The organism is Methylobacterium sp. SD274 (assembly GCF_017355285.1).
Lineage (GTDB): Bacteria > Pseudomonadota > Alphaproteobacteria > Rhizobiales > Beijerinckiaceae > Methylobacterium.
This window is the reverse complement of record NZ_JADIJP010000003.1, coordinates 73,354-88,092: the sequence shown is the minus strand read 5'-3', so window position 1 is coordinate 88,092 and position 14,739 is coordinate 73,354. Positions and strand designations below refer to the sequence as shown.

The 14,739-nt window shown below is 63.5% G+C and carries 15 protein-coding genes and 1 pseudogene; 9 read left to right on the top strand and 7 right to left on the bottom strand.

The features are described 5' to 3' along the window. Positions 1–83 precede the first annotated feature (83 nt). The gene (locus tag IPV08_RS03915; protein ID WP_207410846.1) at positions 84–872 is read right to left on the bottom strand and encodes a helix-turn-helix transcriptional regulator; all 789 of its coding nucleotides are present in this window, start codon (positions 870–872) and stop codon (positions 84–86) included. Positions 873–995: 123 nt separating this feature from the next. Between IPV08_RS03915 and IPV08_RS03910 the strand changes: the two genes are divergently transcribed. The 4 genes from IPV08_RS03910 to IPV08_RS03895 all read left to right on the top strand — a co-directional run bounded on the left by IPV08_RS03910 (position 996) and on the right by IPV08_RS03895 (position 4,466). After that, complete coding sequence (locus IPV08_RS03910; protein ID WP_207410845.1) at positions 996–2,192, top strand: MFS transporter; 1,197 nt, start codon at positions 996–998, stop codon at positions 2,190–2,192. A 105-nt stretch (positions 2,193–2,297) separates the two neighbouring features. Further along, positions 2,298–2,759 (top strand): hypothetical protein, encoded by a 462-nt coding sequence (locus IPV08_RS03905; RefSeq protein WP_207410844.1) that lies wholly within the window; start codon positions 2,298–2,300, stop codon positions 2,757–2,759. Positions 2,760–3,378: 619 nt separating this feature from the next. Next, entirely contained in the window at positions 3,379–3,861 is a 483-nt protein-coding gene (locus IPV08_RS03900) for an Hsp20 family protein (protein WP_056426748.1), read from the top strand. A 101-nt stretch (positions 3,862–3,962) separates the two neighbouring features. Then, a complete protein-coding gene (locus IPV08_RS03895; protein ID WP_207410843.1) occupies positions 3,963–4,466 on the top strand; it encodes a hypothetical protein in 504 nt (167 codons plus the stop codon). A 271-nt stretch (positions 4,467–4,737) separates the two neighbouring features. Here the strand turns inward: IPV08_RS03895 and IPV08_RS03890 are convergent, their stop codons facing one another. Then, on the bottom strand, positions 4,738–6,393 hold the full coding sequence (locus tag IPV08_RS03890) for a hypothetical protein (protein ID WP_207410842.1): 1,656 nt from the start codon (positions 6,391–6,393) through the stop codon (positions 4,738–4,740). An 84-nt stretch (positions 6,394–6,477) separates the two neighbouring features. Then, on the bottom strand, positions 6,478–7,533 hold the full coding sequence (locus IPV08_RS03885; RefSeq protein WP_207410841.1) for a dsDNA nuclease domain-containing protein: 1,056 nt from the start codon (positions 7,531–7,533) through the stop codon (positions 6,478–6,480). Positions 7,534–7,915: 382 nt separating this feature from the next. On the opposite strand from IPV08_RS03885, the gene IPV08_RS03880 reads away from it, so the two are divergent. The 3 genes and pseudogenes from IPV08_RS03880 to IPV08_RS03870 all read left to right on the top strand — a co-directional run. Then, positions 7,916–8,668, top strand: coding sequence for a hypothetical protein (locus IPV08_RS03880; RefSeq protein ID WP_246747772.1), 753 nt, complete (start codon positions 7,916–7,918; stop codon positions 8,666–8,668). Beyond that, entirely contained in the window at positions 8,601–9,878 is a 1,278-nt protein-coding gene (locus tag IPV08_RS03875; RefSeq protein ID WP_207410839.1) for a terminase family protein, read from the top strand. Before IPV08_RS03880 ends, IPV08_RS03875 begins: the two co-directional genes overlap by 68 nt. 375 nt (positions 9,879–10,253) lie before the next feature. Next, a pseudogene (locus IPV08_RS03870) lies at positions 10,254–10,601 on the top strand (phage portal protein); the annotation flags it as partial. Between the two features lie 695 nt (positions 10,602–11,296). Here IPV08_RS03870 and IPV08_RS03865 read toward each other — a convergent pair. The 4 genes from IPV08_RS03865 to IPV08_RS03850 all read right to left on the bottom strand — a co-directional run bounded on the left by IPV08_RS03865 (position 11,297) and on the right by IPV08_RS03850 (position 13,444). Further along, positions 11,297–11,458 (bottom strand): hypothetical protein, encoded by a 162-nt coding sequence (locus IPV08_RS03865; protein ID WP_207410838.1) that lies wholly within the window; start codon positions 11,456–11,458, stop codon positions 11,297–11,299. Positions 11,459–11,469: 11 nt separating this feature from the next. Continuing rightward, positions 11,470–11,673 carry a hypothetical protein gene (locus IPV08_RS03860; RefSeq protein ID WP_207410837.1) on the bottom strand — a complete coding sequence of 68 codons (204 nt, stop codon included), beginning with the start codon at positions 11,671–11,673 and terminating at the stop codon, positions 11,470–11,472. 359 nt (positions 11,674–12,032) lie between these two features. Further along, positions 12,033–12,467 carry a hypothetical protein gene (locus tag IPV08_RS03855; protein ID WP_207410836.1) on the bottom strand — a complete coding sequence of 145 codons (435 nt, stop codon included), beginning with the start codon at positions 12,465–12,467 and terminating at the stop codon, positions 12,033–12,035. Then, complete coding sequence (locus tag IPV08_RS03850) at positions 12,467–13,444, bottom strand: IS1595 family transposase (protein WP_207410835.1); 978 nt, start codon at positions 13,442–13,444, stop codon at positions 12,467–12,469. Before IPV08_RS03850 ends, IPV08_RS03855 begins: the two co-directional genes overlap by 1 nt. A 98-nt stretch (positions 13,445–13,542) precedes the next feature. On the opposite strand from IPV08_RS03850, the gene IPV08_RS03845 reads away from it, so the two are divergent. After that, positions 13,543–13,779, top strand: a complete 237-nt coding sequence (locus tag IPV08_RS03845) for a DUF6471 domain-containing protein (RefSeq protein ID WP_246747771.1) — start codon at positions 13,543–13,545, stop codon at positions 13,777–13,779. Continuing rightward, positions 13,734–14,717, top strand: coding sequence for a hypothetical protein (locus tag IPV08_RS03840; protein ID WP_207410834.1), 984 nt, complete (start codon positions 13,734–13,736; stop codon positions 14,715–14,717). Before IPV08_RS03845 ends, IPV08_RS03840 begins: the two co-directional genes overlap by 46 nt. Positions 14,718–14,739 lie beyond the last annotated feature (22 nt).

Below are 14,739 nucleotides of genomic sequence, written 5' to 3'. Positions count from 1 at the left end.
TGGGGAGGTCGCGGATGTCGACCCATTGTGCGGGCTCCTCGGGCTCGGGGCATGACCGATCCTGCCGGGACGGACGACGCTCTTCAATCCGGCGGAGCGACGATCGCCGAGCCCGGCCGGGTGTCCCCCTCCTGTCCGATCAGCGCTTGGGTCCTGCCCCTCAAGGCCTGGATGCTGCGATAGCCGACCGAGGCGGCGACGTGGCGTGCCGCCCGGCCATCGGCCGCGAGGGCCAGGGCCCGCACGATCCTGGCCCTCGCGCGCCACTGCCCGAAGCTGAGGCCCGTTTCCCGGCGAAACCCGCGCGTCAGGGTCCGGCGGCTCACGCCGGCCCGGTCGGCCCAGGCGTCGAGACCGAGCGCCAAGGCGGGATCGTCGATCAACCCGAGGCAGATCCGGCGGAGGCGGGCATCCTGCGGCAAGGGCAGGGTCAACCGGGTTTCGGGGGCGCGTCTCGTCTCGTCGAGCACCAGGGCGGCCAGATGCCCGCCGCGACCCGTCTCGTCATACAGAACGGGCTCGCCTGTCAGGGCGACCAGGGCGGCGGCGAGGAGGGGCGAGACTTCGATGACGCGCGCCCGTTCGGAGAAGCCGGCGATGGCCTCGACGGCCAGATAGGCCGAGCACATGGCGACCTCGCCATGCATGACCACCGCGTGGGGGAGGCGCGGTGGGATCCACAGGGCATGGCCCTCCGGCACCACCCAGGTCCCGTCCTCGGCGGTCGCCATCATCAATCCGGCGGTGGCGTAGAGCAGCTGCGCCCGCTTGTGGGAGTGCCGCTCCGTGCGGCTGCCGGCCACGAAGGTCTTGGGCATTACCGCGACGGCGCGGGGCACGTCCTGATAATCCTCGGCCCTGATGGAGCGCATGGTTTCCCCGTCGGCGCGGTTTGCCTTGGCGTCGTTTGCCTTGGCCCGATCGCGTACACCTTCGGCCCGACAGCGTTCAACGGGTCAGCTAGAGCGGGGCCTGCCTGCGGAGATCCTCTATCGATGGACGCCGAAACCCTGTCCCGCCGCACCCTGCGCTTCGTCAACGTGGCGCATGCCCTCGATCACTTCGTGCTGCTGATCTACCCGACGGCCGTGATCGCCATTGCGGCGCAGACCGGGCTTTCCTATGGGGAGCTCATCGCGCTCGCCACCGGGGCCTTCGTGGCCTTCGGCCTCTGTGCGCTGCCGATGGGCTGGCTCGCCGACCGGTTCGGACGGCGAAACCTCCTGGCGGTGTTCTTCTTCGGCTACGGCCTGTCGTGCCTCGGGGTCGCGAGCGCCGCCAGCCCGACGGCCTTCGCCCTGTGGCTCTGCGTGCTCGGGCTGGCCTCGGCGATCTATCACCCGGTCGGCTCGACCATGCTGGTCTCCCACTCGCGCCGCCTCGGGCGGGACCTCGGCGTGAACGGCGTGTGGGGCAATGTCGGCGCCGCGACGGCCTCGGGTGTCACGGCGCTGCTGGCGACGGGGTTCGGCTGGCAGGCGGCCTTCGTGGTGCCGGGGCTGGTCTGCCTCGCCTGCGGAGCGGCCTTTCTGGCGATGGTCCCCGGCGACGGCGAGGGCGCGCAGGGCAAGGAAGGGGGGAAGGCGGTGCTCGCGGTGTCCCGCCCCATCCCCCTGCTCGTGGTTTTCGCCTGCGCCATCGTGGCTGGCGGGATGACCTTCAACATCACCACCATCGCCCTGCCGAAGGTGGTGGACGAGCGCGTCGGCGAGGGGCTGCCCCTCGCGCTGATCGGCTCCGTGGCCACCCTGGTCTTCATGGTGGGAGCCCTGACCCAGCTCCTCATGGGGCGACTGATCGACCGTTACAGCCTGCCGGCGCTGTTCCTCGGCCTGTCCGTGCTGCAGCCGCTGGGCCTCGGGATCGCCGCCCTGAGCAGCGGCGTCCCGCTCCTCGCCGGGCTCGTCCTGACCATGGCCGCGCTCTACGGGCAGGTGGTGATCAACGACGCGATGGTGGCCCGCTACGTGCCGCCGCTCTACCGCGCGCGGGCCTACAGCGTGCGCTATTTCCTCGGTTTCACCGTGAGCGGGTTCGCGGTGCCGCTGATCGCCCTGCTGCACGAGAGGGGCGGGTTCGGGCTCGTGCTCGGGATCGCGGCGGCGTGCGGCGGCGTCATCGTCGCCTCGGCGGTCGGCTTCTTCGGCCTCACGGGGAAAGACCGCTCCCGGCCCCTCGCCCCGGCGGAATGACGAGAGCCAACCGCCACGCGACCGGCCTTCGCACCGCCATCGGACGGGGTCATCGCGAAAACCGGGCGAACGTCCTATTCCGGTCGCGCCAGCGGGAGCGATGCCATGCAGAAGCGCTACGAGATTTTCGCCGACTACCATCAGTTCTATCTCTGGGATCACGGCGAGATGCCCGACGCGGCGCTGGATTACACCGAAGAGGACCTCCAGCTGAGGGTCAAGACGGCGCCGTTCCTCGTGGTCATCCAGCCCGAGCGCAACATGTCCGTGCCGGTGGAGCTCGACCTCCTCGACGGGCCGCCCGACGAGGCCCTCGACCTCTGGGACCATGTGGTGGAGGCGAGCCTCGACCTGCCCTCGGGCCGGCTCGAAATCCACGAATGCACGGGCGGGTCCATCGACATCCTGTCCGTTGCACCCGGCACCTACCGCGTCCGCGCCTGTTTCGGCGGCCTTACCACCCTCACCGACGACCGCCTGGACGGCGAGGACCATTACCGCCTCGTCCTGTGGCCGGCCCCTGCCGCCCCGCTCGCGGTGATCAAACAATTTGCCGGCGCCCGCTGAGAGCCCGGCCCCACCGTTCGCAGATCGCGCGAGATGCGCGGCTCTGCCCTCCTCCCCCTTGTGGCAGGGCTATCGCATATGCCGATTTGCCTGTCAGAAACCCGCTGGCACCACCCCGTCATCCCGGGTCCGCGCAGCGGAGCCCGGGATCCAGAAACACAAGTGGTGCAGGACTTTACACTGTCGGCGGCTCGGGATTGCACGCCTCCGGCGCGGCCCTCCGGGTCCGGGCTCGCCTGTGGCGACCCGGAATGACGGCGTGGTGTCATATGCGATCGCCCTGCCCTTGTGGGGAGGAGTTGGAGGTGGGGGTGGTCGGGCGACCCTCCTGCTGCTTCGGAGGCTAGCGGAGCCACCCCCACTCCTAGCCTCTCCCCACAAGGGGGAGAGGGACGCGCTCTGCCTGCACGAGCAGATGTGAGAACCCAGCAGCCCCGCGCTGCCCGCGAGAGGTCCGAAGCCCGACCCCTCACACCGCGAAAAAAATCGACACCACCCCGGAACCACATCCCACCATCGGCGTTATGCGCGTGCGAGGCCCGGATGGGCTCGCATTCTGGCGCCGGACACGGTGTCCGGCGCGCTTTGTCATCACGTTGCTCTTCAGGAGGATGTGGTCATGAGGACTTTGGATTTCGCACCGCTCTATCGCTCGACCGTCGGCTTCGACCGCATGATCTCGCTGCTCGACCAGGCGACCCGGATCGAGCCGTCGACCACCTGGCCGCCCTACAATATCGAGAAGGTGGCCGACGATGCCTATCGCATCACCATGGCGGTGGCGGGCTTCACCCCGGATGAGATCGACCTGACGCAGCACGACACCGTGCTTCAGGTGACGGGCCAGAAGGGGGGCCAGGACGGAGAGCGCGCCTATCTCCATCGCGGGATCGCGACGCGCCCGTTCCGGCAGACCTTCAACCTCGCCGACCACGTGAAGGTCACCGGAGCCAGCCTCGACAACGGGCTGCTGACCGTGGACCTCGTGCGCGAGGTGCCGGAGGCCTACAAGCCCCGCCGCATCGCCATCGGCGGCGCGGCGCAGGCGGTGGGCCAGGACAACGCGCCCGCCCAGGTCGAGGACCACGCCGAGGCCGCCTGATCGCCGACGCCAAGCATGAGAGAGACCCTCGGGGGCCTTCAGGCCCACGAGGGCCGCATCCCGTTCTCAGTCCTGCCTCACAGCCATAGGGAGGATCGATCATGTCGATGAGGGAAACGCACTTGTCCCGTTCCGGCGCCGGGCATTCCGGCATCATGAACCCCGCCGCCACGCAGCCCGCCTCGTTCGAGGCCTGGCAGGCCGTGGTCGCTCCCGGGGACGTGTTTCGTCATCCGCGCGAGGTTCTGGCGCACCCGCTCCTCTCCCGCGAGGAGAAGCGGACGATCCTGGCCTCCTGGGTCTCGGATGCCTGCGCCCTCGAGAGCGCGCCGGGCCTGCGCTGTCTCACCGGGGCCAGGGCCGAGCCGGTCACCGTCGATGCCCTGCTCACGGCGCTCGCCGAACTCGACGGCCCTGCCGCCCCGGAGACGACCGCCGCCGACGCGCCCCGGCCCGCGCCGCGCCGCCGGCCGCGCCTCGCGAACCTGCACCGCTATCTCCGCCCGCGCCGTCGAAACAACGACGACGACGACCCGCCGCCCTGCCCGGCGACGATCATGCCCCGCCCCCGGACGCCGCCCAGCGCGGACGCGATCCCGGCTTGAGCGGGGGAAGGCTGACGCGCGCCGCCGCCGAGGGGCGGCGGTCGCGACACCCGGTCTAGCCCGCGTTTGTGAGGACACCGCCCCATTCTTCACGGCCCAAGGCGAGCGATTTCTGAGGTTAGGCGCTGGCGTGGGAGGTTGGCCCAGGGTGAGATGCGGAATCTGACGCGACGCCCGGAAACAAACCTTCGATTGTGCGCCGAAGCCGATTATAGGCGCCGATCAGGTGGCTACCAAAACGCATCCCCCAGTGCAGACGCCTGAGGTGCCATCAAACCATTTGCCTTCTGAAACCATCAATAAGTGCCGACACGTCCGAATAAAGATTAGGCTGGAGCAGCTTACGTTCTTCTGTCAAATCGATCGTTTTTCCGCTCATCTCATATCCATTTAGCGACACCGACCCCACGATGAACTGTGCGTTTGCAGGCCTCTGCGCTTCAATCGTGCTGAAAATGCGCTTCGCGTTTACGGGGTCCTGATCCTGTTGCAGTGGACTGTCGAGAATGACAGGCGCCGTGATTGCAGTTGTATGTTCGAAGCAGGTTCCGACGAACGCGAGAACATAGGACAGGATTGCACGCGGATGAACTGATCCGGTATCCTTGATTGTGTAGTCGATTTTCTGCACCTTCTCCAAATTAACATTCTTTACATCGAGTAAGTTTAAATTTTCTCTTATTTGTTTGGCAAAAAACGCCTCGACTTTCTGCTTTCTCGTTTTGTTTTCGAGTTTCCGAATCAACTTTTTGACCGCCTCAATTTGATTTGTCAGATCAGTTATGTTGCCCTCAATCTCCGTCGCCTGCTGATCGAAGACACTTAAAGCCTGACGCTGTCCCTCTGAGGCAATTACCTGAGCGAGAGTGATTTCCCCGTGTTTGATGGTGAGCACCTGCTGGGCTGCTGCGACCTGCTCGTCAACGGTCCTAAGATTAAGGCGAGCGGCTTCAACCTGCGCTTTGACCTCGATAATTTGGTCCACAAGTTCATTCAGAACCGCAACGCATGCCTCGCGGTCCTCAATAATGCCGAACTTCATAGCAAAGCTATTCTCGTGGATCGTTCCGCACGTTGGGCAAGGAATATCCTCATCGCCACGCTCCACGAGCCACTGGCGATCGTCCTCAAGTTCTTTAAGGGCGCGACGGCCAACCTCGAACTGGTCGTTTAGGAGCGTTCTTTGTGCGATAGCGTCGCTCAATGCGGAAGCAAACTTGGCTCGCTTCTCGCGCAGCTTTTTCAACTCCGCGAGTAAACGTAGGATCGCAGCTTCGTACTCTTCTTGGTCAATCGACAACGCATCCTGAGTGACAGATTGCCGAAGAGCCAGGGCCGACCGTTCAACGATGGTCGCTTGGCTCTGCAGCTCGCCTTTATCGGCGGTAATTTGTTGAAGCTCGGCTCGGCGGACGAACCATTCGTCCGGCAAGATACCCGAATGGTATGAGACAATGCTTCGATGGTACCCAGCGAACTGCTTCAGACCGTTAAACGACTGCCAGGGACGCTCCCAACCCACATCCTGATCGACGTAGAATGGTAGAAAGAAGAAGGCGGGCGTGGGGGTTGTCGGTTTCCCCTTGCGGTCCGGAAGAACCAGATTGATTCCGAGTAGCTTTGCGAGAGCGGGACCCAACTGGCTTGTAACCTTTTGCATCGACTCCTTAAGGACACCTGCGTCATCAAACAGCCCAAAAATCGATCCATGCCGAAACATGAAAAAAGTTGTATCATCTACCTCGAATTCAAGAAGGCCAGTCACTTTCAGATTAGACCAGCTTTCGTGAATGCGCGCAGGATCCGCGCCGAGGATCCAGTACAAGGATTTAATCAGGGATGACTTACCGGTCGAGTTTCCCCCTAAAATTATTGTCATCCTTGGGTCGAACGTCGTCTGAAACGCCGCCTGCTCCAGGTCGGACATGAGATATAATTTTTTGAAGTGTAAGTTTTTCATCTGATTTCTTGCGCAAATTTCTCACCAGCAATCTGAACTTCCGCTCGTCTTTCATGAAGAGAACTCATACAAAAAGGCAGCGCTCAGATACGCATCGTCCTGAGAGGTGCCAAACTGCTGGGCGAGCGCGCGGACGCGACCAAGTTTTGATCTGACGATCTCAGCAAGCGTTTGACCGTCATCTTCCACACTGTTCACAAGATCGCGCAGTTTCGTGCAGAAGCGCTCGAACGCGAGGGAGGCTCGGCTGAGTTTGTCAACCTCGTAGCTTGCCCAAGCCCGGCCAATGTCGCGCTTCTGGATGGGAGATAGCCCCGTAAGGTCGACCGAAACGGCAGACCACTTTGGCCTACTTTGATGGCGCCGTTTCGTTTCGTCCAACATCTGTTGGACCTGAGCACGCGTGAGCACCTTTGCCCGCATTAAATCCTGAAAGTTCGTCACGCTCCCCATATGCTTAGATCGTTCTCGGGCGTGTTCGAGAACGACCACGACGAACGCTGAGGAGGGACAGTCCAGAATTCCGAGTTCGCGCTCGAGGAATTGGATGATCAAACCTCGGAGCATGGTTCCGGGCCTGCTCAGAGGGAGATCCGTTAAATGATACTCGAATAGGTTGATGTGGCTTGCAGGAAACGTTGGAACCTCGGCAGCTAAGGCTTTCCTAAGCGCCTCAGTTTTAACGCTATCGCCTTCGTCGAAGGCACAAGGGCAGTTCGACTGTTCGATGAACTCACAAGGCTGGTTGCTTACGAAACCAAGCACCTCAGCCGCGCAGCCAAACTTGATCCGGTTATCGTACATCCTGGCCACGATTGAAGGCACTTTGTCGCTTCCTCCACGCCGCTGATAGCGTTGTGTAAGCCGCGACACGGTCCAATGACCGGACTCTCTCGTTTTGACTTGATAGAAGCGTGCTTTCGTGGGCTGGGACGAGCCGTTGAGCACGACTATGTCGTCGTGGAATTCGAACGCGACTGCATAATCTTCGGGCTTTTCGTGCAGAAGCAGAACGAGCGAGACAGCCCACGACGCTTGGTAATCGAGCCGTTCAAGCGCGATGCTTCCGCCCTTCTCTCGTTGCGGAACGGCAACGAGATCATCCATCAAGCTCAAGGCCTGCACTCCGGTGACCAAATTCTTTTCAAGCGAGGATCATGCATAGTCGGCTGCGATGCAACCTTGGCGGGCCGCCTTTCATGTGGGAGGTCTAATCGAATGTGTCCTCCGAAAAGTCAGCTTCGGCTGCCATCAGCTGCTATGGCCCGCTCGACCATTCCTCTTCCAAGCGGACCATCCCAGTGTCCGTTCGGGCTCGGGAGCGGACGCGACCAAACATCTAGCTTTTCACTTCTACTCTGCCCCACACCCGACCATCTTCTAAAGAATCCTAAAATAGGAATTTATGATTGACACCGTGACGCTCCTCGGGTATCAATGAGGAACGCTCAAGAAGTGTGACGAGAGGGGCAGCGAGATGGAGCTTCCCTTGGAAACACGAAAACTCGTCGAGCAGTTGATGCGGACGACGAGCATGACGAGCCGCGAGATCGCGGAGCGGACGGGGGTCCGCGCTCAGACGATCAGCACATGGAACCGCCAGCATGGCTGGCGCGAGGGGGTGAGCGACGTAGCGCGTCGGCTCGACCCCGGAGCCTGGGCGCCCGCGCGGCGGCGCGCCGTGGAGACGCTCTACGGGATGATGGAGATCGAGCCCGCGACGCTGGCTCTGGCGCTGGGCGGCACCGTCGCCGGCGCGCCGGCCCTGTTCCGGGCCTGCGGCTTCGAGCGCAGGCCGCGCGCCCGCCCGGCGCCGCGCCCGCCGAAGGCCGGGGCGGCGCCTCCGGCGGCGCGGGTGATGGACAATCTGGGCGAGGCCCTGCGCGCCCATATCGGCCGCCAGATCGCGCGGTTCGACGCGGCCCTGAGCGGCGAGACGCCGCCCGCGCTCGATTCCGCGAAGGTGCTGCGCGACCTCGGCGGCCTGAAACGGCTGCTCGACGACCTCTCTAGCGAAGACCGGGAGCGGAGCGATGCGCAGCGCAACCTTGCGGACGGGCCTTTCGCAGAAGGGACCCGCGAGACGTCCCGCCCCCCGGCCGATGACAGCGACCTGCCCGCCCTGCGCGCGGCAATCGCGGCGCGCTATGCGGCATGCCTCGGCGAGCGGCCGGATGCCGAGTTTCCTGGCGAGCCTGCCGCCGCACCTGATCCGGGCGCTGGCCTCGGACTGGCTCCATAACGCCCGGACCGACCAGCTGCCGCCCTGCCCGTCGCGGGGGGACTGGACGACCTGGGCGGTGATCGGCGGGCGCGGCTCGGGCAAGACCCGCACGGGGGCCGAATGGGTGCGGGCCCTGGCCACGGGCGACCCCGCCTTCTGCGCCCGGGCGGTGGGCCGTATCGCCCTCGTCGGCGAGACCTATGCCGACGTGCGCGACGTGATGATCGAGGGGCCGTCCGGCCTGCTGGCGCTCTCCGGGGCGCGGCCGCATTGGGCGCCCTCGCGGCGGCGGCTCGAATGGGCCAACGGCGCGGTGGCGATGGCCTTCTCGGCCGAGGAGCCGGATTCCCTGCGCGGGCCGCAATTCGGCGCCGCCTGGTCCGACGAGATCGCCAAATGGCGCCGGCCGGACGCCACCTACGACATGATCCAGTTCGGCCTGCGCCTCGGTGAGCGGCCCCGCAACCTCGTCACCACCACGCCCCGGCCGATCCCGCTGATCCGCCGCATCCTTTCCGACCCGCTCACGGTGGTGAGCCGCTCGCGCACCGCCGACAACGCCGCCAACCTCGCGCCGTCCTTCCTCGACACCGTGGTGGGGCGCTATGCCGGCACGCGGCTCGGGCGGCAGGAGCTCGACGGCGAGCTGATCGAGGACCGGCCCGACGCGCTCTGGACGCGGGAGGGGATCGAGGCCGCGCGCCGGGACGGGATGCCGGAGCTTCGGCGGATCGTCGTGGCGGTGGACCCGCCCGCCTCCTCGAAGGCCGGGGCCGATGCCTGCGGAATCGTCGCCGCCGGGCTCGGGCCGGACGGGCATGCCTATGTGGTCGCCGACGCCACGTTGGGCCGGGCGAGCCCGCAGGCCTGGGCCGGCGCGGCCCTGGCGCTCTACCATCGCCTGGAGGCCGACAGCCTCGTGGTCGAGGTCAACCAGGGCGGCGAGATGGCCATCGCGGTCATCGCCGAGGTCGACGCCTCGGTGCCGGTGATCCCGGTGCGGGCGACGCGGGGCAAGTATCTACGGGCCGAGCCGGTCTCGGTGCTCTACGCGCAGGGCCGCGTCCACCATGTCGGCAGCCTGCCGGCGCTCGAGGACGAGCTCTGCGATTTCGGGCCGGGCGGCCTCTCCAGCGGTGCCTCCCCCGACCGCCTCGACGCCCTCGTCTGGGCGTTGACCCACCTGATGCTGGGGCAGAGGGCCGAGCCGCGGATCCGGCGGATGTGAGCGCATTCCCCTCTCCCCGCCGGGCGGGGAGAGGGGAATGAGCGCCGGCCTTCGGGTCCAACAGCCTGAGGGCACGTCCCTATTCAAAAGAGGCTGATCCCCCTCTCCCCGCCGGGCGGGGAGAGGACGTCGTCCTCCCCTTGCCGGGAGGCGACGTGAGCCCGCTAGGGCGAGGGTGAGGGGGTCTCTCCGGGTGTGGCTCATTCGGACGCGCCCCCTCACCCTCGGCTGCCGCCTCGCCGCGTGCGGGGAGAGGGGGGCAGCGCAACGGCCACCGCCTTCTCAGGATCGACCTGCGCCGCCCCTCTCCCGGTCGCTCCGCGACCACCCTCCCCCGCAGAGGGGGGAGGGTTGTTCCCCGTCGAGGACAGTCCCATGCCGAACCTCCTCGCCCGCCTCGCGCGGGCCGCCTTTCCTGTGGCCGAGACCAAGGCGGCGCCGGTTTCCGGCCTCGGCATCGCCTTCTATGGCGAGGGCCGGGCGGTCTGGACCGCGCGGGATTACGGGGCGCTGGCGCGGGAGGGGTTCCAGCGCAACGCCATCGTCCACCGGGCGGTGCGGCTGGTGGCGGAGGCCGCGGCCGCCCTGCCCCTTGTGCTGACGGACCGGGCGGGGCCGCATCCGCTCCTCGCGCTGCTTGCCCGGCCGAATGACCGCGAGGGCGGCGCCCGCCTGCTGGAGACGCTCTACGGCCACCTCATGGTCTCGGGGAACGCGGTCTTATGGAGCAGATGCACCAAGGGGGTTGGTGCCAATCAGCACCATTCTGGGCGATTTTGGAACGGCGGCATCAACAGTTCGTTGACGGGACCCAGGTTCAATAGCATGTAGGGGCTATGACAAAGGCAAACGCTATGAGCGTGATTCGCACCATTAGGAAGGTCGCGTCGTGCGCGCTTCTGGGCGCGGTGACGGCTGGGACAGCGTTCGGCTGGATTGACCACGGGACGATAGACCCGCGCGCAGTCGGGGCAAGCATGGGTGCTGCCGCCGGCATTGGTGCCGCTATCTTGCACGTCATCTAAAATTTTTTTGGCGGGCTCGCTTGGATCAGGTATCGGCGAGCTCGCCTTCTGCGACAGCCTTTTTCGATGGGAACTGGATAGACTGCCTTTCTCTGTTGGGCGGCATCGCATACGCCTTATATAAGTGCTACAGGTCTGACCCTAAACGCAAAATTGTTTGCAAAGAGACTGGGCTGGACATTGCGAACGGCGTCAGTCTTGTTCCTCTAGCAATCCTGTCTCTGACTATTTTCTCCAACCCCCTGCTTGCCGAGTTATTCAAGAGTAATAAGCTAATTTTATCTGTCGCAGGAATGGTCGCTCTTCTTTCTATGCTTGAGAGTTGATTGTTGAGAGGAGGCGCAATTCTAAGAGTACGCCCCCCCCTTTTTCGATCTTGGGCAGCCAATAAATTCACCGCTTCGGTCTTTGCCCCTTGGTCTGATCCTGCCCCAGCGCGCTAGCGGCAAGGGCCTTGGACTGCGCCAGGGTCGGCTTGAGGGTTCCCGAAAGCACCTTGGAGGCCAGGGTCGAGACCTTCGAGGAAGTCTGGCGGGGTGGGGCTGATTTTGCCATCCGATGCCCCTCTAGATCGACGAGCGACGAGCGAGCGCCGCCGAGCGGCTTTCAGGATGCAACTGTCCCTTCAAGACCTCGTTCACACGGCCGGGGTTCACGTCAAAGAATGCGGCGATCCGGTTCTGGAATTCGCCGCTCCAATGACGGAGCCAGACAACAATTGCATCTTCGGGGGAGAGTCGGCGCGATGGCCGGCGCACGTTGGGTGTCATCGTAGGCCCTTCAAAAAGGGCCTTGGTCAGTTGACAGATATCCAACGGCGCTTAGAATGCACACGTCCAGACAGCGTCCGCAACCGACCAAGGCCTGCGGATTTGGACATAGGAGCCGGGGCGCCACACCCCGGCTTCGCTATATCAGGAGCCAAGACGGCTTCCATTTCCAATTCATTGCGTAATTTTGACCGGGGGTCAACCGGCGCTGTGGGTCTGTGCCAAAATTCTGGCCTCAGAGGCCCCGCCAGCGCCATTCTTAGAAAGATCGGTCTGTAACAGCCGATGCGATCAATCCCCGCTGTGTGGCCCTTTAAATCAATTTGGCGGCGCACAAGCAGCATTAACAGCGACATTAGTTACGGCTCTAACAGCCCCCAAACCCGCACGCCCCGCTCATATCCCATCGCTCGCACGCGGCCCCGCTTGTAGGCCTTGCTCATCACATAGACGAGCTTGTGGGTGACACCCCGACCTAGGATCGGGTCAATCGTGTCCCAGCCCTTCGATTTGATGACGTAGGCCCCTAGCTCGCGCGTCGTCATCGGCCCGCCTTTCTCCGTCAGCGCCTTGGTGGCGAGCGCGAACAATTCGCCCGCGCTGAACATGCGCGAGAGGTTCACGTGGGCGGGGAACTGCTGAACCTCGCCGTTCGTCTCGAACAGCCGCAGGACCGCGCTCACGTGGAGGAGGTCGGCCCGCGCCTCCGTCAGCTTCCCTTCAAGGTACGCGATGGCGTCCTGCAACTCCTCCTGCTTGGCACGAAGTTGGATGATGGTGACTGACTCGGCCATTAGGCTGCCTTCATGGTACGGCGGCGCTGCCAGTAGCCGCAGAAGGCCCAGGACTTCGGCGAGACGAGCGCGAGACGGATGGTGCGAGCGAAGGCGATGCCGTTCGGATCGCGGCGGTGATCCTCCTTCCAAGCAGCCTCGGCGGCGTACTGGTGAAGGTAGCGGGCGGTGACGAAGTGGTGCTGGCCCGACACCATGCGGCGCAGGCGGGCGAAGAAGCTCTCGGCTTGGTTCGTGTTGGCACCGTCAGCCGAGTAGGCCTCGGAGTGATTGATGCGGCCCATGTCGGGGAAGGCGACGTTCAAGTCATCCCAGTGACCGGCCTCGTCGGCATAGACCTTGGAGCCCTTGGCGACGTGCTGCTGAGCCAGGGCGACGCCTTCGGCTTCGCGCTTGGTGACGAACGTCAGGGTGCGGCCCTTGCGCTGGCGCATGACGATGACGACCCGACGCTCAGGGCTCAGGTTGGCCTTGAGGCGACGATCCTTGCGGTCTTCCTTGCGGTTCTCAGGACGAACCGAGCCGCCGAAGTACGCGCCGTCGATCTCGACTTCGCCGTCTAGGCCGAAGCCGCGCGTCTCAGCCGAAAGGGCCTCGCGGAGCTTGTGAGCGAGGACGAAGGCCGTCTTGTAGGACACCGACAGGTCACGACCGAGTTGCAGGGCAGAGAGGCCCTTGACCGCGTTCACGAAGATCGCCACGGCGGCGCACAGGTCCGTGAAGGCCAGCTTGCGCGAGGCGAAGATGGTCCCGCTGGTGACGCTGAACTGCTTGCCGCAGCCCGCGCACTTGAAGCGACGACGGGTCGAGATGTCGTAGTGGTCAAGGCAACCGCAGCCGGGGCACACGGGCTCACCGTCCGTCTCGGGCCAGCGAAGGCGCTTGAAGGTCTGGTAGGCCTTGTCCTCACCGCCCTTGTAGATTGCCTTGAGGGAGAGGGTGCGGGCGGCTGCCGAGAGGAGGAAGTGTTGGGTCACTGTCGTCATATCCGATGTCGATACATCGAATATGGTGATGTTTGGTCATCAGATCAAGGGGGTATATATCGGATATGGTGATATTCACCCCAGGAGCGATGATGACGAAGGCAAATGAGACCGAATGGCAGGCCCGCGCGAAGAACCTCCTCAAGGCCGAGTTGAAGCGGAAGGGCGTCAGCTACCGCGAATTGGTCGAGAAGCTGGCTCCCTTGGGTGTGGAGGAGACGGAAAGGAATATCGCGAATAAGATCAGCCGGGGCGGATTCACAGCGGTGTTTTTGTTGCAATGTCTAGAAGCGGTTGGCGCTACGTCTTTGCGTTTGGAGGAGTAGGCGTCCTTGCTGGCATATTCCTAGCTGCGGCGCTCTTAACCACCTCCCCACAGCCAAATCGGGAAAGCGGAGCAAAACAAAGCAAAACTGGTCAAACAGAGCAGAAAAGCTTTTCTACGATTGCGAGGTCTGTCGAAGCCATCGAACAGGGCGATAGCAAGGAAGAAAAGTGGCCATGCAAGCCCGGCCAAGACAATCGTAATTCCGATCTTTGCGCCCAATGGAAAGCCGCAGACTCCGCTAGTGATGCTGCATTGTGGGGCATGCTCTCTTTCATAGTTGGCATTTTTGGTACGATCGGGTTGTTGATAAATATTATCTACACCCACAGGGCCGTGAGCGTTGCCGACAATGCTGTTACTGAAAGCCGCAGGCTTGGCGAGGTTCAGGCTAGGGCTTATATTCAGATCGTCTCGCAAGAGACTTCGGTCATTGTTGATCCTGATAGTGATGGAATATTTCCACACATTGAGATGCTCGTAAAAAATACTGGGCAAACTCCAGCGAGAGACGTTAAAATTGTTGCCCGCCATTCTAAGATTTGGATGGGTTCCACCAACTTCCCAGATGCAGAAGCCCTCGATTTTCCCGGAACTAAGATTTTGGAAATGGGGACACAGGAACAGGGAAAGCTTGTCCTTTCGCCCCTGGGTTATACGGTCTCCAACGAAACGATCGCGGCCATCATTGCCAGATCGCCAAGGAATGATGCCATTCTTTCTGGAACTATGATTGGTTACATAACTTTCGACGATGTGTTTGGAATAAATAGATCCATTAGATTCACCTCCGACCTGATGGTTATAGTTCAAGTTGGCGGTTCTGTACGGTCCATTCAACGCGAATTTCGCGCATTCAGAATGCCCGACGAGGAGGCCCGGCCCGCAGACAGGTGGCGAAAGCTTAACGGTGAAAGCTGGACCCTGGAACAGGCATAAGGCTCCGGCGAAGCCCAGCGCG